At 55.2% G+C, this 22200-nt stretch carries 18 protein-coding genes; 5 read left to right on the top strand and 13 right to left on the bottom strand.

The window, feature by feature from the left end; all coding sequences use genetic code 11:
• Positions 1 to 57: 57 nt before the first annotated feature.
• A complete protein-coding gene (locus GCWU000342_RS08875) occupies positions 58 to 528 on the top strand; it encodes an HD domain-containing protein (protein WP_006907076.1) in 471 nt (156 codons plus the stop codon).
• A gap of 414 nt (positions 529 to 942) precedes the next feature.
• Here the strand turns inward: GCWU000342_RS08875 and GCWU000342_RS08870 are convergent, their stop codons facing one another.
• The 4 genes from GCWU000342_RS08870 to GCWU000342_RS08855 all read right to left on the bottom strand — a co-directional run bounded on the left by GCWU000342_RS08870 (position 943) and on the right by GCWU000342_RS08855 (position 4713).
• Complete coding sequence (locus GCWU000342_RS08870; RefSeq protein WP_006907074.1) at positions 943 to 1704, bottom strand: amino acid ABC transporter ATP-binding protein; 762 nt, start codon at positions 1702 to 1704, stop codon at positions 943 to 945.
• Between the two features lie 9 nt (positions 1705 to 1713).
• A complete protein-coding gene (locus tag GCWU000342_RS08865; RefSeq protein WP_006907073.1) occupies positions 1714 to 2364 on the bottom strand; it encodes an amino acid ABC transporter permease in 651 nt (216 codons plus the stop codon).
• An 83-nt stretch (positions 2365 to 2447) separates the two neighbouring features.
• The gene (locus tag GCWU000342_RS08860; protein WP_045001176.1) at positions 2448 to 3323 is read right to left on the bottom strand and encodes a transporter substrate-binding domain-containing protein; all 876 of its coding nucleotides are present in this window, start codon (positions 3321 to 3323) and stop codon (positions 2448 to 2450) included.
• A gap of 379 nt (positions 3324 to 3702) precedes the next feature.
• Positions 3703 to 4713 carry a helix-turn-helix transcriptional regulator gene (locus GCWU000342_RS08855; protein ID WP_045000980.1) on the bottom strand — a complete coding sequence of 337 codons (1011 nt, stop codon included), beginning with the start codon at positions 4711 to 4713 and terminating at the stop codon, positions 3703 to 3705.
• Between the two features lie 455 nt (positions 4714 to 5168).
• Between GCWU000342_RS08855 and GCWU000342_RS08850 the strand changes: the two genes are divergently transcribed.
• The 3 genes from GCWU000342_RS08850 to GCWU000342_RS08840 all read left to right on the top strand — a co-directional run bounded on the left by GCWU000342_RS08850 (position 5169) and on the right by GCWU000342_RS08840 (position 8566).
• The gene (locus tag GCWU000342_RS08850; protein WP_006907069.1) at positions 5169 to 6743 is read left to right on the top strand and encodes an NAD(P)/FAD-dependent oxidoreductase; all 1575 of its coding nucleotides are present in this window, start codon (positions 5169 to 5171) and stop codon (positions 6741 to 6743) included.
• Positions 6744 to 6756: 13 nt separating this feature from the next.
• The gene (locus GCWU000342_RS08845) at positions 6757 to 8112 is read left to right on the top strand and encodes an NAD(P)/FAD-dependent oxidoreductase (protein ID WP_006907068.1); all 1356 of its coding nucleotides are present in this window, start codon (positions 6757 to 6759) and stop codon (positions 8110 to 8112) included.
• 76 nt (positions 8113 to 8188) lie between these two features.
• Positions 8189 to 8566, top strand: coding sequence for a DUF1667 domain-containing protein (locus tag GCWU000342_RS08840; RefSeq protein WP_045001174.1), 378 nt, complete (start codon positions 8189 to 8191; stop codon positions 8564 to 8566).
• Positions 8567 to 8781: 215 nt separating this feature from the next.
• On the opposite strand, the gene buk is transcribed toward GCWU000342_RS08840, so the two are convergent.
• From buk to GCWU000342_RS08825, 3 genes are all read right to left on the bottom strand, one after another.
• Positions 8782 to 9849, bottom strand: a complete 1068-nt coding sequence (gene buk / locus GCWU000342_RS08835) for a butyrate kinase (RefSeq protein WP_006907065.1) — start codon at positions 9847 to 9849, stop codon at positions 8782 to 8784.
• Between the two features lie 132 nt (positions 9850 to 9981).
• Positions 9982 to 10908, bottom strand: coding sequence for a phosphate butyryltransferase (gene ptb / locus GCWU000342_RS08830; protein ID WP_045000978.1), 927 nt, complete (start codon positions 10906 to 10908; stop codon positions 9982 to 9984).
• Positions 10909 to 11111: 203 nt separating this feature from the next.
• The gene (locus GCWU000342_RS08825) at positions 11112 to 12311 is read right to left on the bottom strand and encodes a pyridoxal phosphate-dependent aminotransferase (protein WP_045001172.1); all 1200 of its coding nucleotides are present in this window, start codon (positions 12309 to 12311) and stop codon (positions 11112 to 11114) included.
• Positions 12312 to 12705: 394 nt separating this feature from the next.
• Here GCWU000342_RS08825 and GCWU000342_RS08820 point away from each other — a divergent pair, with 394 nt between their 5' ends.
• Positions 12706 to 14337 (top strand): RsmB/NOP family class I SAM-dependent RNA methyltransferase, encoded by a 1632-nt coding sequence (locus GCWU000342_RS08820; RefSeq protein WP_006907061.1) that lies wholly within the window; start codon positions 12706 to 12708, stop codon positions 14335 to 14337.
• A gap of 48 nt (positions 14338 to 14385) precedes the next feature.
• Here the strand turns inward: GCWU000342_RS08820 and coaBC are convergent, their stop codons facing one another.
• The 6 genes from coaBC to GCWU000342_RS08785 all read right to left on the bottom strand — a co-directional run bounded on the left by coaBC (position 14386) and on the right by GCWU000342_RS08785 (position 22117).
• A complete protein-coding gene (gene coaBC, locus GCWU000342_RS08815; protein ID WP_006907060.1) occupies positions 14386 to 15588 on the bottom strand; it encodes a bifunctional phosphopantothenoylcysteine decarboxylase/phosphopantothenate--cysteine ligase CoaBC in 1203 nt (400 codons plus the stop codon).
• Positions 15589 to 16188: 600 nt separating this feature from the next.
• The gene (locus GCWU000342_RS08805) at positions 16189 to 16911 is read right to left on the bottom strand and encodes a ferredoxin--NADP reductase (protein ID WP_242649999.1); all 723 of its coding nucleotides are present in this window, start codon (positions 16909 to 16911) and stop codon (positions 16189 to 16191) included.
• 190 nt (positions 16912 to 17101) lie between these two features.
• Positions 17102 to 17470 carry a DUF1304 domain-containing protein gene (locus GCWU000342_RS08800; protein ID WP_044960136.1) on the bottom strand — a complete coding sequence of 123 codons (369 nt, stop codon included), beginning with the start codon at positions 17468 to 17470 and terminating at the stop codon, positions 17102 to 17104.
• 97 nt (positions 17471 to 17567) lie between these two features.
• Entirely contained in the window at positions 17568 to 18878 is a 1311-nt protein-coding gene (locus GCWU000342_RS08795) for a hypothetical protein (RefSeq protein WP_006907055.1), read from the bottom strand.
• Between the two features lie 59 nt (positions 18879 to 18937).
• On the bottom strand, positions 18938 to 20290 hold the full coding sequence (gene larC / locus GCWU000342_RS08790; protein ID WP_006907054.1) for a nickel pincer cofactor biosynthesis protein LarC: 1353 nt from the start codon (positions 20288 to 20290) through the stop codon (positions 18938 to 18940).
• 126 nt (positions 20291 to 20416) lie between these two features.
• Positions 20417 to 22117, bottom strand: a complete 1701-nt coding sequence (locus tag GCWU000342_RS08785) for an alpha-glucosidase (RefSeq protein WP_006907053.1) — start codon at positions 22115 to 22117, stop codon at positions 20417 to 20419.
• Between the last annotated feature and the right edge of the window lie 83 nt (positions 22118 to 22200).

Genomic DNA, 22200 nt, shown 5'->3' with positions numbered 1-22200 from the left:
AAAAGCATACATAATCATCTTGACAGATCCATTTCACAATGAGGAGCAATTCAGGCGATGAAAGAACATGAAGAGGCGCACTTTCGGGAGCTCTCAAGAGACCTGGCAGAAGATATCCGGGTTCGCCGCATGAGCCAATACATCCAGCACGGATCCACCACGACCTATGACCATGTCCTGCGGGTGGCGCGCACCGCCTACCGGCTCAACCACATTCTCCATCTGAAGGCCGATGACCACTCTCTGATCCGCGCTTCCATCCTTCACGACTACTATCTCTATGACTGGCATCAGCGGGGCGATCGTCTCCACGGCTACCACCATGCCCGCATTGCCGCCGACAACGCCCTCCGGGATTTCGCCATCTCCCCGGCAGAGCAGGCCATGATCCGAAGCCATATGTGGCCACTCAATCTCTTTTCCATCCCCCTTTCCCGGGGCGGTTGGCTCCTCACAATCGCCGACAAAATCGCCTCGGCCCAGGAGACAGTCATGGATCGGATTCGTCCCTCCGCCAACCCCTGCTGATGGCTGCCACCGCTGGATATCATATTTAGTCACACATAAACCGGACCCCTGTATTTCGCTTTTGCACCCCATGTGCGCCTGCGCTCTACAGCGGTCCGGTAAACTTATGCTTTGGCTTTACCCCTGATCCGGTAAATTGATACTTTGACTTTCCTCCGGTAAATCTTTCCTTCTATATCTACTCCCGTCTTCTATTTCTGACTTCCACTCCTGACTCGGCTGCTTTTTCCTTTCTGCTCCTGGCTTTCTATTCCGGGCTTCCACTCCTGGACTCGGCTGCTTTTCCCTTTCTACTCCTGACTTCCACCCCTGACTCGGCTGCTTTTCTCTTTCTACTTCTGACTTCCACCCCTGACTCGGCTGCTTTTTCCTTTCTGCTCCAGACTTCCACTCCTGACCCGGTTAATTTTCCCTTTAACTCTGCCCGTAATATTTCCCCAAAAACTCCCTGGTTCTCTCATTTTCGGAGGAGAACATAGCTTCCGGCGTCGCCTCCTCCACGATCAGCCCATGCTCCATGAAAATCATCCGGTCAGAGACATCCCTGGCAAAGGTCATCTCATGCGTGACAATCACCATGGTCATCTTCTCCTCCGCCAGGCTCTTGATCACCTTGAGGATCTCCAGCGTCAGCTCCGGGTCGAGCGCTGATGTCGGCTCGTCGAAGAAGAGGATCTTCGGCTTCATGGCCAGGGCTCTGGCAATGGAGACCCGCTGCTGCTGCCCTCCTGAGAGCTGGCAGGGATAGGCGTTTTCCTTATCCTTTAGCCCCATCTTAGCCAGGAGGACTCTGGCCTCAGAGCAGACCTCCTCCTTATTTCTTCCCTGCACATGGATGGGGGCGTCGATGACATTTTTCAGAACAGAATAGTGGGGGAAGAGGTTGAAATTCTGAAAGACCAGGCCGAAGATCTGCATGGCCTTTCTCTGGCTCTTCTTGTCCACATAGACTGCCCTGCCGTCCCGGCTCGTCACAATCGGCTTTCCCAGATAAGCCATGGACCCGTCATCCATGGTCTCTAAGAGGGTTGCACAGCGGAGCAGGGTGGATTTGCCGCTCCCGGACGGGCCGATGATGGAGACCACTTCCCCGGGGGCGACCGCGAAGCTGATATCCTTCAGCACCTGGTTGTCGCCGAAGGTCTTTTTGACATGGCTCATTTCGAGTAAATTCATCCTTGCCTCCTAGTCGTAGTAGCGCATGCTCTTCTCGATGAGCGCCATGATCTCCGCGACGATGAAATTGAACACATAGTAGAAAATGCCAGCGGCAATCAGGGGCAGCACATTGTGGGCAGAGGCGGCGAGCGCCTTGGCCTGTGTGAACATCTCTGCATAGGCGATGGAGAATGCCAGGGATGTGTCCTTGACCAGGGTAATGACCTCGTTGGTGACAGAGGGCAGAATGCGCTTGATCACCTGGGGCAGAATGATCTTGAAGAAGGTCTGGCTTCCGGAGTAACCCAGCACCCGGGCGGCCTCATACTGGCCTGCCGGCATAGACTCGATCCCGCTCCGGTAAATCTCTGCGAAATAGGCCGCGTAGTTGAGGGCAAAGGCGATGATGACAGCCGTCCCCCGGTAGGCGGAGGAGATCTGTATTCCAAAGATATAGTAGGGCCCGAAGTAGACCACGATCAACTGCAGCATGAGGGGGGTTCCCCGCATAATGGAGATATAGATTTTTAAAATCCAGTGGAGGATGGGGTTCTTCGACATATAGCCGAAGGCCACCAGCATGCCCAGGGGCAGGGAGAATACCAGAGTCAGGAGGAAGATCTCCACCGTGGTCAGCATTCCTCCGGCCAGCTGACCGATCAATACGGAAATATCCATCTTTTATTTACCATCTTTCCTGGCGGGACAGGGATGGGCCGTCCCCGATCGGACGCCCAAATTTCCACCGGCCCGCTTTTCACTCAATCCTGTCCCGCGTTCGTTTTCTGGGACAGGATGCTGACATTCTCGCCGAAATACTTCTGGGAGATTTTGGCAAATGTCCCGTCGGTATCCATCTCATGCAGGACGCTGTTGACCTGATCCCGCAGCTGCGTGTTGCCCTTGAGGAAGGCGACCGCATATTGCTCGGAGGAGATCTGTTCGTTTAAAATCTGAAACTTGTCCGGCTTATTCTTCATCTGATCCAGGGCGACGAACTTATCCATGGCGACAGCGTCAACCGCTCCGGACTCCAGATCCATCATGGCCGTATTGTAATCAGCGACCTGATTGAGCTGGGCGAAGCTGTTCTTTAAGGTCTCCTCTTCCTTGGAGTTTAAGGCAGTCTCCGCCGAGGACTCCTTCTGAACATCGACCACCTTGCCCGCCAGACCCTGTTCGTCCTCTATGCCGGAATTCTTGCGCACCACAAAGACCTGGGCATTATTCATGTAGGAATCTGAAAAGGTGTAATTCTTCTCCCGGCCGTTGACGGAGAAACCGTTCCAGATGCAGTCGATGGTTCCGGCCGACAGCTCCATATCCTTGGTCTCCCAGTCGATGGGCTGAAGGACCAGCTCTACCTTCATCCGATTGGCGGCCTCCTGCGCCAGTTCAAGGTCAAAACCGGTAAAATTTCCATTGCTGTCCAGATAACCGAAGGGAGGGAAGTTCTGATCGAAGCCGACGATTAAATTCTGGTCGGTGTTCTTGACGTCCCCCTTTTTGGCGGTTTTACTCTCGGCCTTACTTCCGTCCCCGGAATTCGCATTTTTCTGATCTCCGGACTTGGTCCCGCAGGCTGTTACGGCAAGCGCCATCACAGCGATCAAACCAAAAGCCATGATCTTTTTCATTCCTCTCATTTTACTCTCCTCTCACTCTCCTCAGTTCCCTTTTGACCTGTCATCTCTCCCGACCGGAATCTCATTCCCTCGTCAGATGAGCGATTGCAATTCTCTTTTCCAAAAGTGAGTCTGAATGCGCTCTTGTCTTATCCAGACAAGGACAGGATAAGAGCAAATTCACTTTAGCATGCTAACACGATAAAGAGGATAACACGGCCGCCAGCTCTTGTAAAGAACTTATTCCAGGGGACAGGCCAGGCCCTATTCAGGGGGGATAAGTCAGACCTTTAGCCAGCAGGCCACTGATGAGATGATGCCTGCCCCTGTTCAAGGGGATGAGTCAGGCCTTATTCAAAGCGATAAATCAAAACGAATTCCAATGGATACGTCAAACCTTGCCCAAATACTGATCCAGAATTTCCTCCATATAAGACCGATACTCCTCACGGACCTCCTCGGGGCCCGCGATCTCAATCTCCGGCCCCAATCCCGTCAACCAGCCAAAGAATTGCGGGCTGACCTCCACCAGAGCCCTGGCCTGGACTCTCCCGTCCTCCAGCTGCCGCATGGCAAGGTCTGTCCCGAACCGGTCGATGAGAACACCGGTCAGACGGGCATTTGCCCGAAGGGTCACCCACTCCTCCTGACCCGCGAACATGGAGAAGGTCCGCTTGGTATAGGTGGACGGGTCCATCTGATTCCAGGCAGCCATCCCCTGGCGGTCACGGGGCTGATCCAGCTCCAGGGCGTCCGTGATCTTATCCACCCGGTAGAAGCGGATCGCGGCCTCCCTCTCTGCGTAGGCGATCAGATAGTAGCGCTCGCTGTCCCAGAGCAGCTCGCAGGGACTGACCCGGTAGAGGGCGCCCCCGTGACGGGCCACCAGCTCCTTGCGGTTGCCCATAAGCTTCCAGTCGCTGTAGTGAAAGCTCATCTGGTGGTTGTGGTCAATACAGGAGAAAATGGTGTCTATCCCATAAAAGCCCGCCTCCCGCTCCGCCTTGACCCGGTCGGAAACCGTCACCTGGCGGTGCAGCTGCAGGGCGTCGTAGCGATTGGTCAGAGTCCCGATCTTGGAGAGCAGGGTCCTGGACTTCTTCTCCGTAATGAAGCGGGAGGCTGCCACGGCATCCGCCAGCATCTTCAGCTCCGGGAGTTCAAAGGTCCGGTCCGCCAGGTAGTAACCCGGGGCCCGATCTCTCGTCCTCTCAATGTCCATGCCGGCGTCCTCCAGCTCGTGAAGGTCTCTGGTGACTGACTTCTTCTCCGCCGGAAAGCCTGCTGCCTCCAGCTTCTCCACAAGGTCTGCGATCGTTAAGCTATGGCTCTCGTTGGTCTCCCGCTCAAGGATCTCTTTGAGCGCAAGGATTTTTCGCTTGTTATTCCTGGTGTTAGCCATATGATCCCCTCCTCTTGCCGGTTCATATCCCCTATATTGTATCGGAGAATGATCTCTTCCGCCCAAAATCTTCCCTGTTTTTGAATCTTCTCGCTTCCCTGTTTTAGATTTTCTCTCCCTGCCCTCTTTTCCCACTCTCCTCGCTCTGCTCTGACCATCTCCTTTTGCTGCCTTTGGGAATCTGTTTTCGCTTTTTTCTATCTTGTCCCCTCCTGCCCTCCTGACATACTTTCCCGTTTTATCTTGCGCTTGGGGCAAAACAGAACTACAATGAGATCAATTCAATCAGGTCGTACCGGGAGAAAAAGAGCAGGGTATGAATGAGGCGGCGCTGTCCGTCTTGTTCTCCCTGCTCTTTTTGTGTTCCCAGTGTCTGCGGAAGTACTGTCTTTTCTTCAGCTGTAGGTCACAGTGACTCAGTCTCCGGCGCGATCGCTTACAAGGGAGGTTTTCAAATGTATGATGTAGCAATCATCGGCGCGGGAGTCACCGGTTGCGCTATCGCCAGGGAACTGGCCAAATACAGGCTCTCCACCTGCGTTATCGAGCGGGAAGAAGATGTCTGCTGCGGTACGTCCAAGGCAAATTCCGCTATCATCCACGCCGGCTACGACGCCCATCCGGGCAGTCTCAAAGCCAAGCTCAATGTGGAGGGCAACCGGCTGATGGACGGCCTGGCCCAGGACCTGGACATTCCCTTTCGCCGCAACGGCTCCCTCGTCGTTATGACGCGGGATAATGATCCTGACGTCCTGCACAGACTCTACGAGCAGGGCCAGGCCAACGGGGTTCCCGGACTTCGCATCTTAGACCAGGAGGAAGCGCGCCAGATGGAGCCCAAGCTGTCAGAGGATGTGATCGCTGCTCTCTACGCCCCGACCGGCGGGATCATCTGCCCCTTTGAGCTGACTATGGGACTCGCGGAAAATGCCTCCGCCAACGGCGTGGATTTCTTCTTCAACGCGCCGGTAGCTTCGGTGGAAAGGGTCTCTTTCCCTTCTTCCTCACAGAGCAGCCAAAATGAAAACCATATTGCCGCCCCCTTCTTCCTTATCAAAGGCAAGGCTCCCTCTCTTCGCTTTGAGCCCTCTGGCAGCGCGAATTCCAGCAATTCTCAGACCGCATCTGATCCCGACCTTCGTCTGGATTCCGATGGCAGCTTCTCGATCCATGCCAGGCTTCTGGTCAATGCCGCCGGTCTCTACGCCGACCTCATCAACAACCAGCTCTCCTCCCGCAGGCTGCATATCGTCCCCCGCCGGGGCCAGTATCAGCTTTTAGACAAGAGCGCGGGAGGGCACGTGGATAAGACCATCTTTCAGGCCCCTTCTAAAATGGGCAAGGGAGTCCTGGTTGCCCCGACGGTCCACGGCAATCTCCTGGTCGGCCCCACGGCGGAGGATATCGACAACAAAGAGGGCGTAAATACCACCGGGGAAGGTCTGTCTTATCTGGCTGAAACAGCTTCCAGATCCGTGGCCGAAATTCCCTTCCGCGAGGTGATCACCTCCTTCGCCGGTCTTCGCGCCCACGAGGATGGCGGCGACTTCGTCTTGGGCCCCTGTGAGGATGTCCCCGGTCTCTACAATGCCTCCGGCATTGAGTCCCCGGGGCTCTCCTCCGCTCCCGCCATCGGCCGCATGATCGCGGACCAGATCGCAGAGGCTTGCAAGGCACAGATAAAATCCGACTTTTGTCCTGTCCGCCGCAGAGTTACTGATATGGGACAGATGGATCTGGCCGACCGCAATATGAAGATAGCGGAAAATCCCGCCTACGGGAGGATCATCTGCCGCTGTGAGTCTGTCAGCGAGGGCCAGATCCTGGAGGCGATCCACAGGCCTTTAGGCGCCAGATCACTGGATGCCGTCAAGCGTCGCACCAGGGCCGGTATGGGCCGCTGCCAGGCGGGCTTCTGCTCGCCCAAGGTCATGGAAATTCTGGAGCGGGAGCTGGCTTTGGCTCCGGACCGGGTGACCAAGCACGGTCCCGGCTCCGAGATTGTCTGCGGCGAGAATAAGAAGATTTAAGGGGGGTATTGAAATGTTATCTTACGATTTGGTTATCATCGGTGCCGGCCCAGCCGGCCTCTCCGCCGCTGTCTCCGCCTACGACGCTGGAATCAGAAGCATCCTGGTCATCGAGCGCGACGACCGCCTGGGCGGCATCTTAAATCAGTGCATCCACAACGGCTTCGGCCTGCATATGTTCAAGGAGGAGCTGACCGGGCCCGAGTACGCCCAGCGCTTCATTGACCAGGTGGCAAAACGGGGCATCGAGTGCAGACAGGGCACCATGGTTATGGATATCTCCCCGGACAAGGTCGTCACCGCTATGAACCCTGCAGACGGCATGTTCCAGATTCAGGCCAGGGCTGTCATTCTCGCCATGGGCTGCCGTGAGCGAAGCCGCGGCGCCCTCAATATTCCGGGCTATCGGCCCGCCGGCATTTTTTCTGCCGGGACGGCCCAGCGGCTTGTCAATATGGAGGGGCAGATGCCCGGCCGCAAGGTGGTGATCCTTGGTTCCGGAGATATCGGCCTGATCATGGCCCGCCGCATGACCTTAGAGGGGGCGAAGGTTCAGGTCGTCGCTGAGCTCATGCCTTATTCCGGCGGTCTCAAGCGCAATATTGTTCAGTGTCTCAATGACTTCGACATTCCCCTCAAGCTGAGCCACACCGTGGTTGACATCGAGGGAAGGGACCGGGTGCAGGCGGTCACGATCGCCCAGGTTGACGAGAAGGCCCGCCCTATCCCGGGCACCAAGGAGCGCTACGAGTGCGACACCCTCCTTCTCTCCTGCGGGCTGATCCCCGAGAATGAGCTGTCCAAGTCCTCCGGCGTCACCCTCTCCCCCGTCACCAGAGGGCCCGTCGTCAACGACGCTTTGGAGACCAATGTCCCCGGCATCTTCGCCGCCGGCAATGTCCTCCACGTCCATGATCTGGCGGACTATGCCTCCCAGGAAGCCGCGGACGCGGGACGCCATGCGGCGGAATACATTCTCTCCCTTGATGCAGGCAATATAGACAGGCAAGCCGTCTCCGACCGGGCAGAGGCTCCCGCCTCTTCTTCTGCCTGCGGTCCGAAAGCCCATCCCCTGGCATCAGAGACTTCCCCTTCACCGGAGATGATCCCCGTCTTGGCGACAGACGGCGTCCGCTACACCGTCCCCCAGTTCATCCGCCCCGCTTCCATGGCGGACCTGCTGACCCTCCGCTTCCGCGTCGGCGCCGAGTTCAAGGACAGAGCCATTGCCCTCTACTTCAATGACCAGAAAATCTCCTCCCGCAAAAAGCGGGTCATGGCCCCCGGAGAGATGGAGGAAATCAAGCTGAAGAAGAGCCAGCTGGCTGACTTTCCCGACCTCAAGTCCATCCGGCTGGCCATTGAGTAACCCCAGTGTAAATAAAAGACAAATTTTCCCGCCATAAATCAACCAGGCTCTCTGCCACGGGAAAGGAGAAACCATGATCGAAGAAAAGCACTTAACCTGTATCAACTGCCCTCTGGGCTGTCAGCTGACCGTTTCCTTAGAGGACGGCCGGGTCACTTCCGTATCCGGCAACACCTGCCCCCGCGGCGACGACTACGGACGCAAGGAGGTGACCCATCCCACCCGCATTGTCTGCTCCTCCGTCAGGGTGACGGGCGGCGATATGGATATGGTCTCCGTCAAGACAGCCAACGATGTTCCCAAGGAGAAGATTTTCGACATCTGCCGGGCCATGAGAGATGTTCAGGTGGCCGCCCCGGTTCACATCGGAGACGTCATCCTCCCCGATGTCTGCGGCACCGGCGTCAATCTGGTGGCTACCAGGGAGATTAACCTCTCCTCCGGGAATCGATAAAATATATACGCGCACCTGCTGCCGACTGACAAAAAAGAGACTGTGAGAAAATGGACAGATCCTTTCTTCACAGTCTCTTTTCGTATCATTTCTTTATCTGACTTCTGACCTGCAAGGGAGCATGCCTGGGAAAATATGTTCCCCCTGCGTCCTCATTCATCCCACTGAGCTTCTCTATACGGGCATATAGGGGTTCGAGAGCCATTTCGCACGTATCAGTACTCCTGCACCTTCTCCTCGCCTCTCATGACACGCAAGGCGCCCTGTGCCAGAGCCAGCATCTCCTCTTCGCCCGGATAGGCGGTGACAGGAGCGATCCAGCCGACGCGATCGCGGATAGCCTCAATGACCTTGGGCTGATAGGCGATGCCTCCCGTCACCAGGATCTGGTCTACACGCCCCTTGACGACAGAGGCATTGGCGGCAATGTTCTTGCAGAGCTGATAGATAAAGGCATCCATGACCGTCTTGGCATAGTCATCCCCATTCTCTATTCTCTGGAAGATCTCACGGGCATCATTGGTGCCCAGATAAGCGTTGAATCCGCCGCCGCCGATGATCTTCTTTGTCACCTCCTGCTGACTGTACTTGCCGCAGAAGCAGAGCTTGATCAGAGAGAGTGGAGGCAGGCCATTGGCTCGCTCCGGAGAGAAGCATCCGTCGCCATTGAAAGCGCCGTAGACATCTACAATCCTTCCGTGGTCATGAATTCCGCAGGAGACACCCCCGCCCAGGTGGCAGACGATCAGATTCAGGTCCTCATACTTCTTCCCCTGCTCCTTGGCATACCTGCGGGCGACAGCCTTCTGATTCAAGGGGTGGAAAATGGAGACTCTGGGGCACTCCGGCACGCCGGAGAGTCTGGCAATATCCGTCAGTTCATCGACAACAACCGGATCGACAATATAGGAGGGAACTCCGATCTCATCCCCGATCTCCCTTGCGATCGCCCCTCCCAGATTGGAGGCGTGCTCCCCCTGTACGCCGATCTTGAGATCCGCCAGCAGCGCATCCGTCACGGCGTAGGTCCCTCCCGGAATGGGCTTTAAGAGACCGCCGCGGCCAACGACCACATCGAAGGAGTGGATATCCACCTTCTTCTCGGAAAGGAAATCCAGGATCATCTTCTTGCGGAAGTCCTTCTGGTCAAAAATGTGCTCGAAGCCTGCCAGCTCCTGGGTGGAGTGGCGCAGGGTCTCATCAAAAACCAGGGTTTCGTCCTCAAAGACAGCCAGCTTGGTTGATGTGGAACCCGGGTTGATGATTAAACTTTTGATTGCCATGGTTATTTACCCCCTCATGATATTGTGTTTTCTCTTGCCTTTGTCAGGCGTGAAAAGATCTCTGCCTTTGCGCTCGCTTAGCTCAGCAAATCCATCTCCTGGCGAACAGACTCCCATTCCGAAGTCCCTTTGTCAGAGTGTACCCTCTCTCTTCATCTGCTCAGCCACAACCGCCGCCAGAGCAATCGAGTTGACCTTGGTCTCGAAGGTATCCGACCGGCTGGTCAGGATAACAGGAACCTTGGTCCCGGTCAGGATACAGCCGTTCTTCATGCCGTCAATGCGGACAACCGCCTTATAGCAGAGATTGCCGGCATGGATATCGGGGAAGAGAAGAATATCCGCATCTCCCTGAATCTTGCGGTTCGTCGCCCCCTTGTGCCTGGCCGCCTCGGGATCAATTGCCAGGTCAAGAGAGAGGGGGCCGTCCACGATACAGCCTGTGATCTTGCCCTCATCATTCATCCTGGTCAGCTCAGCAGCCTCCACCGTGACAGGCATCTTGGGATTGACTACCTCGACCGCGGCCAGTACTGCCACCTTGGGAACCTCAATGCCGCAGGCCCGGCAGACGGGAACGGTATTATTGATGATATGAACCTTGTCCTCCAGGGTCGGATAGGTCATAAAGGCCACGTCCGTCAGAAAGAGCAGCTGGTCTGCAAAGGGGAGATCAAAGACGCAGACATGAGAGAGGGGCTTGCCGGTCCGAAGTCCCACCTCCTTATCCAGCACAGAGCGAAGGAAGTCCTTGGAATCGATCAGTCCCTTCATGTACATGTCGACCTTGCCGTCATGGGCCAGCTGAACTGCCCTCCTGCAGGCCTGAATGGGGTCTTTTTCATCAATAACCTCAAATCCGGCCGGATCCATGCCGAGTTTTTCGGCGATGGCGCGGATCTTCTCCTCATCCCCAACCAAAACCGCATTGGCAATACCGCGCTTTTTGGCCTCATGGACAGCCTCCAGAACAGCGTCATCCTGGGCATTGGCCACAGCGACCGTCTTGGTCTCAAATTCTTTGACCTTAGAGACGATATCTTCGAAATTCTTCTTCACTTTACCACCCTTCTTTCTGTCGAAACCTGCGGCTTGCGGATCATTTCCCGATCCGCACTCGTATGTTAAAACCTTAACCCTCTTAGGGTAAAAAGACAAGATCTCTCCGCCTGAAATCACGCCGGGACTCGTCTGCGCTCAGTCCAAGACTCCCCTGAAATCGTATCCGGGCTTTTTACAACCAGGCCAAAGCCTTTCTGAAATCACAAGAAGCGCCCGGGATACTCCGTCTCCACGAATCTGCGCAGCACCGGCAGAGACCGCCGGACCTTGTCCGTATCCAGGCAATAGGCCATACGAAAATAACCGGGCAGACCAAAATGATCCGAGGGCACCAGGATCAGGTCATACTTCTTCGCCCTGTTGCAGAAGGCAATCGCATCCTCCTCCAGACACTTGGGGAAAATATAGAAGCTGCCGCCGGGTCGGGTCACCGTAAATCCTAAATCAATCAGGGTATCATAGAGCAAATTCATATTGGTCTCATAGACCGACAGGTCGCTGGTCTGGTCGATACAGTCCGCAATCCCATACTGAGCCGTGGACGCGGGACAGTTGTGCCCGATCCCGCGGCTGATCTGTCCGAAGATGAGCGCCAGATCATCCGCCTCTGTCGCCTTTGGATGAACCGCCACATATCCGATCCGCTCCCCGGGTACAGACAGGGACTTGGAAAAGGAATAGCAGGTCAGCGTATTGCTGTAGAAGGCGGCCGGATAGGGCGTTTTCTTCCCGTCGAAGACGATCTCCCGGTAGGGCTCGTCGGAAATCAGGAAAATATCATGTCCGTATTCCTCCTCCTTTTGGCGCAGGATTTCCGCGATTTGCCCAAGCGTCTCTTCTGACCAGAGCGCACCCGAGGGATTATTGGGCGTATTAATCAATACCGCCTGCACATCAGGCGTCAGCATTTGCAGGAAGGCGTCTGTGTCGGCCTGAAAATTCTCCCTCCTGGCGGGAACGATCTCCAGTCTGGCCCCCGCCCCCTCCACGTAGGGCACATACTCGGGAAAGAAGGGGGCAAAGGTCAGTACGGTGTCTCCCGGACTGGTCACGGCGCGCACCGCATGGGCAATGGCTCCGGCCGCCCCGGATGTCATGAAAATATGCCTGGTCTCGTAGGGAATGCCAAAGCGTCTTCGCAGACTGTCCGCCACAATTCCCCGCACCTGCGTATTGCCCAGGGAGGGGGAATAGCCGTGCAGATCCATCGAGCTCATGGTCTGATAGCGGTGGATCACAGACTGATTGTACTCTGCCGGAACCTCCACGCTGGGATTTCCCAGGGAGAAATCGAAGACATTCTCGTAGCCGATCTCCCGGCCTCTCGCCGTGGCATACTCGGCTAATTCCCTGATGACAGATTTTGCAGCCAGCATGGACTGATAGCGCTGATTAATCATAGAGGCCTCCTTGATCCCTTCTGCCAGATACAAGAACTCACGGGAGTCGGGCGCATCCTGCTCAGCCATTGCCGGTCGAAGGCAAGCGACGACACACTCCATCTGACATCTCTTTTACATGTTACACCTAATCTCTCTTTCGCGCTCCTGTCTTCCGTCTCCTCCCTGCAGAATCTTCTGGACAGAGTCTGATACATGCAAGAATATTCCGCTCTCCCTCACAGGATTTCGCAGGCACTCCATCGTTATGAATACAGCAGCTGCCGACCCTGTGATCTCGTGGTATAGTTACAACATAACTTTCTTCCCTGTGCTTGTTCTGAACTGGTCCTGGGATGATCCTGTACCGGTTCGGACCTGTTTCCCATAATAAAAAAATCCTGTGAGGTCCTCTATGTCTGTATCCCCTGTCCAAACCCCCACTCCGGAAACGGTTGAGTCCCTGCTTCTCCCTCCCGCCTTTATCGAGCGCATGAAAGAGCAAATGGGCTCTGACTTTGACGCCTTCATGAAGAGCTATCAGAGACAGGATCGCTATCACGGCCTGCGCCTGAATCCTCTGGCAATCTCTGCTTTTTGGCCTGTGCAGGGGGAAACTCCTCCCACAGACATTTCCCATCTCTCCGACAGCCAGCCTGCCCGTCATCCTTCCTCCGTCAAGGCCCTCCTCGCCTCTGTCATTTCTGACCTCTCTGACCCCATCCCCTGGGCAAAAGACGCCTACTACTACGGCGAGGAAGACCGGCCCGGAAAGCACCCCTATCACGAGGCAGGCCTCTACTATATCCAGGAGCCCTCTGCCATGGCACCCGCTGTCTATCTGGACGCCAGGCCCGGCGAATATGTCCTTGATCTCTGCGCGGCTCCCGGCGGCAAGAGCAGCCAGATTGCCGCTTGTATGCAGGGGCAGGGCCTTCTGATCTCCAATGAGATTGTCCCCAACCGGGCAGCCGTTCTCTCTGAGAATATGGAGCGCCTGGGTGTGGTCAATGCCATCGTGACGAATGAAGATCCCGACGGCCTGGCGGATCACTTCCCCCTTTTCTTTGACAAGATCATGGTCGACGCTCCCTGCTCCGGCGAGGGGATGTTCCGCAAAAATGCCATCGCTCTCTTAGAGTGGTCCCCGGAGAATGTGCAGGTCTGTGCAGATCGAGACGATCTGATCCTGGATGCCGCCGACCGCATGTTAAAAGAGGGTGGCCGCCTGGTCTTCTCTACCTGCACCTTCGCGCCGGCCGAGGATGAGGGAAGCATCGAGCGTTTCCTGGACCGTCACCCCAACTACCAGATTGAGCGCGTTCCTCTCTATCCGGGCATGACCCCGGCTGATCTGGAGGGAACCATCCGCCTCTGGCCCCATAAACTGCGGGGCGAGGGACACTATATCGCAGTCCTCTGCAAGAAAACGTCGGACAGAGCCTTGTCCGCGGCAGGTTCCTCCTCCCTTCGCGCCGTCTCAGCCAAGCGTGAGAGCGCAGTAAGGGGAAGTGATTTCGACTTTCTCTCCAGGTCTCTGAGAGAAATTGTCAAGAGCGAGACCGCCGATTGGATCCTTGGTGACGGCGAGCTTCTCCGATTCAGAGACGACTTCTATCGCATTCCCCGGGGCCTTCCCACGCTGAGAGGGCTGAAGCTCACGCGGGCCGGTCTTCATCTGGGCACCGTGAAGAAGAATCGCTTTGAGCCTTCTCACGCCCTCTCGCACGCTCTTGAGCCCGATCAGGCGCTGCGGATCGCAAATCTGTCAGCTGGCAATGTCGGCCAGGGCTCCAATGAAAGAGCTCTTTTCGGCGCAGATCAGATTCGACAGTTCATCGGGGATAGGAAACAGAAGATTCCGGCAGTCATCACAGATGTTCCTGGATTCTCCGCCAGGCGCTGGATTGCCGGAGAGACCTTCCGCATGGAGGGGGATAAGGGCTGGTACCTGATCACCGTCGATGGAATCCACCTGGGCTGGGGTAAGCTGGCCGGGGGATCTATGAAGAATCACTATCCCAAGGGACTTCGGCGAAATCTGTAATTACCGGATTTCCGTACCCGTAGAGCGCCCGCTATTCCTGTGCAGCTCTCAGAGGATCCAAACGCCGCACTCCTTCATGTAGTCTAAGATCGCGTCCGCCACCTGAGCCTTGGTCATAAGGGGCAGTTCCCTCTGTCCCCTGTGGTCGATCAGAGTCACCACATTGGTGTCGGTGCCAAAGCCGGCCCCGGCGGTTCGCAGGCTGTTGGCCACGATCAGATCGGCGTGCTTGCTCTCCAGCTTGCTCTTGGCGTTCTCCAGCAGATCTCTGGTCTCCATGGCAAATCCGCAGAGGAACTGTCCCTCCCTCTTGTGCTCTCCCAGGTATCTTAAGATGTCCTGAGTCCGCTCCAGCTCAATTGTAGCGCCGCCCTCCTGCTTCTTGATTTTCTCATTTTCAACCTTGATCGGACGGTAATCCGCCACTGCCGCCGCCTTGACAATCGCGTCCATCTTAGGGGCCAGGCGGATGACCTCCTCGGCCATTTGCTCTGCTGAAATGACAGAGATCAGATTGACAAATGGCGGCGGAGCGATCTCTACCGGCCCGGAGACCAGGGTCACCTGCGCCCCCCGCAGCATGGCCGCCCTGGCGACGGCATAGCCCATCTTGCCGGTGGAGTGGTTGGAGATGAAGCGAACAGGATCAATGGCCTCCCTGGTCGGACCGGCGGTCACCAGAATCTTCTTGCCGACCAGATCATGTCTGGCCCCAATCTCCTGTTGGATGTAGTCGAAGAGGAGGTCTGGCTCAGGCATTTTCCCGGCGCCGACATCCCCGCAGGCCAGGTAACCTTCAGCGGGACGAATCACCCGGTATCCATAACTCTCCAGCTTCTTCAGGTTGTCCTGAACAATCGGGTTTAAATACATGTGGGTGTTCATGGCGGGGGCGATCAGTCTGGGAGCCTGGGTCGCCATGATGGTCGTTGTCAGCATATCGTCCGCGATTCCGCCGGCAATTTTCCCGATGATATCCGCGGAAGCGGGGGCCACTAAAAAGAGATCCGCCTTTTTGGCCAGAGCCACATGCTCCACATGGAACTGAAAATTCCGGTCAAAGGTATCAATCAGGCATTTGTTGGAGGTGAGCGTCTCAAAGCTGATGGGATTGATAAAATTGGTCGCATTCCTCGTCATAATGACATGGACGTCCGCCTTCTGCTTGACCAGCATACTGGCCAGACCCGCGATCTTATAGGCGGCAATGGAGCCGCTGACTCCTAATACGACTGTCTTCCCCTCTAACATAAGGCTCTCTCCTTTGCGTCAGCTTTTATCTCTGCCCGAAAATCAGTGCTTTTCGAGGAAAATCTTCCTGGTGATGAAATTGTAGACCATGACAATGGCGGTGGTGCCCAGCTTGGCGATGGCATTGGCCCAACCGATGGCAAGCCAGGAGGACAGCCAGGCCCAGTGATGGTAAATGCCGTCAATACTGATAAAAAGTACAAGCTCATTGACCCCAGGCCAACGCCATTATTCTAACATATTTCCCAAAATCACTCCTGTCGCGATTCCCTCTGTCCGAACAGGCATTAATTCATAAGCCTCTGTTTCCCGGGCGATAGAACATATCAGCACCTCATGGAGCGGCTGAATCGGCGCAAGTACAGAAATGGGGCGGGTTCCCGCAGGATCCCGCCCGACATTTTGCATAGTACCTGTCTCAGCTTCAATTTGACACAGAGCTTTGCTGCACCATTAATTTTGCCACCGTACCTTATCACGCCCTTGATTTAACACAAAGCCCTTGCGGCACCGTGAATTTCAACACATTGCCTTTTCACGCCTTTGATTTGATCCGAAAGCCGGTTGTGCTTCTGCTTCTATGTCTGCTTCCGAATTCCTCTACTCATAGCCGAAGAACTCGTCCGTTTTCATGTTGCCTCCGCTGACGCCGGCCTCTGTCAGACTCTTCTTAAAGGCCTGATTCATACCGGGGGACCCGGCGATCAGATATTCAGCCTCATTTCCATGGCTGACAGCGTAATTCCTTGCTTTCTCTGCGAATACATTGGAGTCAGTCAGAAGCTGCAGCTTGACATTCGGCATCTTCCCCTCAATCTGCTTCCAGAAGTCACCATACGCAAACTCCCCCCGATTGTCCGCATAGAGCAATTGTATCTTATGCGTGGGCACATTATTACTGCTGTAATGGCGCAGAAGCGAGCGGATGGGCGTCACGCCGATCCCCCCGGCGATCAAGAGGCTCCGCTCCTTTCCCTCCATATCAATATCCATCTCTCCTAAAGGCGCGGACACAAGCATCGTGTCCCCGGCCTCCAGCTGCCTGAGCAGGATATCTTTGAACCAGCTGTGCTGGTCCGCAATCCGTGTAGAGAACATGAGGAAATGATCCTCCATAGCTGAGGCAATTGTAAAGACCCGATCCTCCTTCTCTCCCTCCGGAGCCACATAGTCCTGCAGCTGCCAGATCGCATACTGTCCGGCCCTCCAGGTATAGCCCTCAGGGATCTCCATCTGAATGCTGTAGATGTCACTCGTCTCCTTGACGATTTTCGTTACCTTTGCCTGTCTGAATTCCATACTGTACCAGTTCTCCTTCCCCATACAGTCTCCCTGGATAACAAGCATCTTTTTCCCTCTAAGAGTAACACAGAAAGGAGAAAATGCCTAGTTGTCAGACACTTTCTCCCCTGCATTCACGGCTCTCCGCCATGAATATACACAGCCCGTCTCCAAAAAAGTTGCGGAACCTTCCTGAAAACAAACGAAATCTCCGCCCCGCGTTCAAATACGCTCAGACTGCCTTCCCGATGGCCAGGCAAATGGCCGCAATGACAGCAAGACCCGCCTGCATGGGAAAAATCCTGGGACTGGAGCTGATGGCTCCATAGGCGGCGACCACAATGATATTGGCCAGAAAGAGCGCAACGACCAGCGGCGAGTGGAAGACGAAAGCTCCCAGAATCAGCATCAGCGCAATGACTAAATTGTAGACTCCCTGATTCTTAAAGAGCAGGTCGACCGAGGGGCGCTTCAGTTCCCCCTCTTCCATGCCAAAGACAGACGCCGTCCTGGCGGACGAGGTTCTTACGCTCTCCAGATAGAAAATAAAGCAAAATTCCAGGGCCACAAGAAGCACCAGAATATCCGTGAGCAGTTTCATCATTTCTCCTTTTCTCTTGAACGATTCGCGATCTGACCTTTCTGTGATCTGTTTCCGCAATCGATTGCCACAATCGATTGCCACGGTCCGGGAAGGCTTAGCGCCCTTCCTCGTTTGTATGTCTTCCCCCGTCGACGGGAGAGCATGTTACGACCAAGTCTCCCTCCAGGGTCAACTCAATCGTAGAATAACTTCCTTCCCCGCCCAGGTCATTTTCCCTGTTCACAATGTATTTGCCATTGTGGATCACCTTAAAGGAGGAATACTTGGGATCATAATACTTAAAAATCGCAATCCGTGTCCCGATGGGCAGTCTGGCGCCGGAGGAAATCTTCTTCACATTGTTCGGGTTCAGATCATGCGATTCCTTGTCATCATCTGTCACAACTCCGACAAAGACGCTGCCGCTCTCATCCTCTATGGTCACTGTCGCGTATTTTTCCTCCGGATTGTCATTCGGTTTCTGGTCAGACGACTGGTCTTTCTTCCCGGTGTCCGGCTTGGTCTGACCGCCCGACTGATCCTGCTTTTTAGGATCGGGCCTGGTCTGGCTTCCCGACTGACTCTTCCTGTCGGCTCTGGATTTTGCCTTCTCTTCCGATGAGGACTTCTCTTCACTGACGCGTGCCTGGGCCTCCTTCTGCTCGGCCTCCTGCTCGGCTTCCTGCTCCGCCTTCACCTCCTCGTCACTTGCAATATCCAGCTGGAAGAAGATATCTCCATCAATGTTCAGATCATCCACAAAAGCGGCTCGCCCCTTAAGGATCACCTTTGTCGCGGCTATGCGGTCTCCGATTTTGATCTGCGCCTTCAGATCCCTGTCTTTTGCCGCAATGGAAACGCTTCTCTGGCCGAAGGCAATATCCTGACCATCACTCCACTCCTGCCCGTCGCTGGTCACAAGAGCCAGGCTGCTGTCATTGATATGTACCGTCGCAATTCCCTGCTGGTTCTTGAGATTGATCTCTTTGGTCTCAACCTCCAGGTCGCCGTCTAAGATCAAGTCAAAGAACTTGACCTTCTTCTCATCCTCCAGGCGGGGAAAATCGTCATCCGCGAAGATCTCCCCCTTGTGCCGGATGGTCAGATGTACGTCACTGGCCAGATTGTACACATAGATGGCAACATGACTGCCCAGAGGCTGCTGGCTTCCATCCGTATACTCCGCCAGATTGTCCGAATCCGGATCATAGACGCGCAGGCCATTTACCTTGCCGTCCTTATCGGCACTGGCCGCATTATTGTGAATCGTCACTGTCGCCGTCTGCGCGGTTCTCCGATCCTGCGGCAACGGCGGCGGCATAGGGATGGAATGCTTACTTATCCCCCATCCGATCACAGCTGCCAGAACTCCCACGACTAACACGGCAATCAGGTCGAAAGCGAGATTTTGGAATAATCTTCTCATCTTCTTTCTTCCTTTTTCATCTCTCCCGCCTCAACTCCCTGACGCGGACAACGTCCTCTTTACTCCTTTATCCCTGCAATCACATCTTCAATGGAGCAGGATCTCTCTCTCGCAATTCTCGCCAGGTCGTCATACTCGTACTTGGCGCGGTTGACCCCATAACCTGAGGCAAGCTTTTTCCGGATCGGTCCCAAATCCGTATCCACCGTCTCGATCCGACGGTCCAGGATATAGCGCTGCCGAATGCTCTCCCGGATCCCCAGAGTCGTCGTATACTTAAAAATACTCTCGACAAGGGCCTGTCTCTGCTCCTCCTGACAGAGCACGACAAGCACCACTCCGGGCCTGGATTTCTTCATTGTGGCCGGGACCATATATACTTCCGCGGCGCCAGCCGCATAGAGACGGTCCATGGCAAAGCCCAGTCGCTCCGCTGTCATATCATCCAGATTGCAGGTCAGCTCGCAAATGCGGTCTCCCTCCCGGTCTGTCTCACCTAAGAAAGCGCGAACGGCATTGAGACTTGTGTATTTCTTGCCTCCGATCCCATAACCGATCTCAGACAGGCGCATGGCAGGCATCGGACCGAAGTCTTGGACAAAATGACGAATGATCGCGGCCCCTGTCGGTGTGCAGAGCTCTCCCTCGATCTGGCCCGCGTAGACAGGCAGACCGCGCAAAAGCAGAGCCGTGGCCGGGGCAGGCACCGGAAGCAGACCGTGGGCGGCTCGAACCTGGCCATAACCCACCCTGACAGGGGAGGCTGTCACCCGATCCGCCGCCAGCATATCCATCAGCAGACAGGCGGAGGTCACATCGACAATCGCATCGAGAGACCCTACCTCGTGGAAATGAATCTCCTCGACAGGCATGCCGTGCACCGCCGATTCCGCTTTGGCAATCTCCCCATATATCGCCAGAATATGGCTCTTTACCTCTTCCGAGATATCAAAGCCCGCAACAATATGATGGATTTCTCCTATTCCATGGTGCGTGTGGCTGTGCTCTGATTCATGGGTTCTATGCTCTAACAGACGCTCACCCTTCCGGTCGGTCTCCGGCTGACAATCCTCATGCTGATCCGTTCCCTGTGCCAGCTGATGACCCTCATGCTGGTCAGTCTCCGGGTCTGGCTGACATTTCTCCTGCGAATCGGCCGCCTGCGCCTCCTGATCTTTCTCATGCAAGTCCTGTCCGACCTCTTCCTGACCATGTACAAGGACTCGCATATGTACTCCGCAGATCCCCGAGCTGCTGACTGTCTCGGCGCTGACCCGGACGCCGTCCAAACCCAGGCTGTTGACTGTCTTCAGATACTCCTGCTTTTGATCCTCATTTAAAAGATCAAAAAGAGCCGCCGAAAACATATCTCCGGCAATTCCCATTCCCAGATCTAAATAGAGTGCGCGCATGCGTCCTGCCTTCTGTCCCCGTTCACTGATACTCCCGTTCTCTACCCTAGCATATTTTCAAGGTACATTCCAGCGCCAACAACACGCATTAACATGCAAAAGCACATGAAAAGGCTCTGGCTGTCTTCAGGCAAGCTCCAGAATCAGCGCCTGATAGGGGGCCAGGCTGATCTCTGTTCCCTCACCCCCCTGACCAGGCCGGATCTGACCGGGATCAGAATTAACATTGGACAGGATTACCTTCTTAACCTGATCTGAGATCCTGACCTTCTTTTCATTCATTGAGAAATTGCCGAGAACCAGAAGCTTCTTGTCTCCCCTCCGGTAAAAGGACATGAAACGGGGCTCCTCCGGCATAAAGGGATCGAAGTCGCCGTGGACAATGCTGTCGCCATAGACTGGATCCGAGCGAAGAGCGGTCAGCCTGCGGTAATAGTTGAGAACAGAATCCGGATCTTTCTCCTGGGCAGCCACATTAATCTTCTTATAATTGGGATTGACCGCCAGCCAGGGCTTACCGGAAGTAAAACCGGCCTGGGGCGCGTCGGACCACTGAACCGGTGTCCTGGCATTGTCTCTGCTCATGCGGTTGACCACCGCCATGGCCTCATCCTGACTCAAACCGGCCTCGCGAGCAACCCTGTACTCATCCCTGGCTGAGATATCACTGATCTGATCGGGCGTATCCACATGGGTGTTCTCCATCCCGATCTCCTGCCCTTGATAGATAAAAGGCAGTCCTCTTAGCATCAGCTGCATGGTTCCCAGGAACTTCTTACTCCTGTCAGAGAGCTCTTCCGCAGGAATATAGCGGCTGACGCCTCTCGGCTCATCGTGATTTTCAATGATGGTAGAGATAAATCCCCGTTTTCCGATTATCTTCTGCGTCTGATAGCAGGCGTCCCGATACTGGTCCGGCCCGACGGGCTTCCCGTCATACCAGCCCTTATCAGATCTTCCGACGCAATTAGCCTGAAAATCAAACATGCTTGAGAAATATCCATCCTCTGACCCGATCAGTACAGAGGCCTGCTCTGGCCTCTCATCAAAAACCTCAGCGACAGCAAAGGCATCGTGGGGAACAAAGCAGCGATCCCTCATTTCTCTGAAGAAGTCCCCGATCCCCCTGGCCTCCTGAATCATCTGCGCGCAGGAGGAGAGACCGTCCTCCCGGTCGACTGGATAATCGTGCCCCGCCAAGGGAAAGACCTTCTTGATATTCATGATGGCGTCGATGCGAAAACCGGCAATTCCCCGGTCCAGCCACCAGTTGATCATCTTGTAGATCTCCTCGCGCAGTCTGGGGTTCTCCCAGTTGAGATCCGGCTGCTTCTTATGGAAGAGGTGCAGATAGTACTTATTTGTTCCGGGGATGGGCTCCCAGACGGAGCCCCCGAAATAGGATCGCCAGTTATTGGGCGCGTGCCCGTCAACCCCCTCTTCGATGTAGAAGTACTTGCCATAAGGACCCTCCGGATCGGCCAGGGCCGCCTGAAACCACTCGTGCTCATCCGAGCAGTGGTTGACCACCAGGTCTAAGATGACAGAGATTCCCCGCTTCTTCCCCTCCTCTACCAGGGTAAAGAGGTCCTCATTGCTGCCAAATCTGGGATCAATCCGGTAGTAGTCCGCGATATCATAGCCCTCATCCGCCAGGGGAGAGAGGAAGCAGGGGGAGAGCCAGAGGATTCCCACATGCAGCTTCTTAAGATAGTCAAGCTTGGAGATGATCCCCCGAATATCGCCGATTCCATTTCCTGTCGTGTCCAAAAAGGACTTGGGGTAGATCTGGTAGGCAATCTTACCCTGCCACCATGTTTTTTTCATTCTTTTCACCTCACGCAAAGAGACCTTCTCTGCTAAAAACCATTTGTCAAAAGCTCATTCCCCGGAGAATCCGCGCATCGGAC

The organism is Shuttleworthella satelles DSM 14600, assembly GCF_000160115.1.
GTDB classification, from domain to species: Bacteria; Bacillota; Clostridia; order Lachnospirales; family Lachnospiraceae; genus Shuttleworthia; species Shuttleworthia satelles.
The sequence above is the reverse complement of the archived record's forward strand: the minus strand, read 5'-3'. Positions and strand labels throughout refer to the sequence as shown.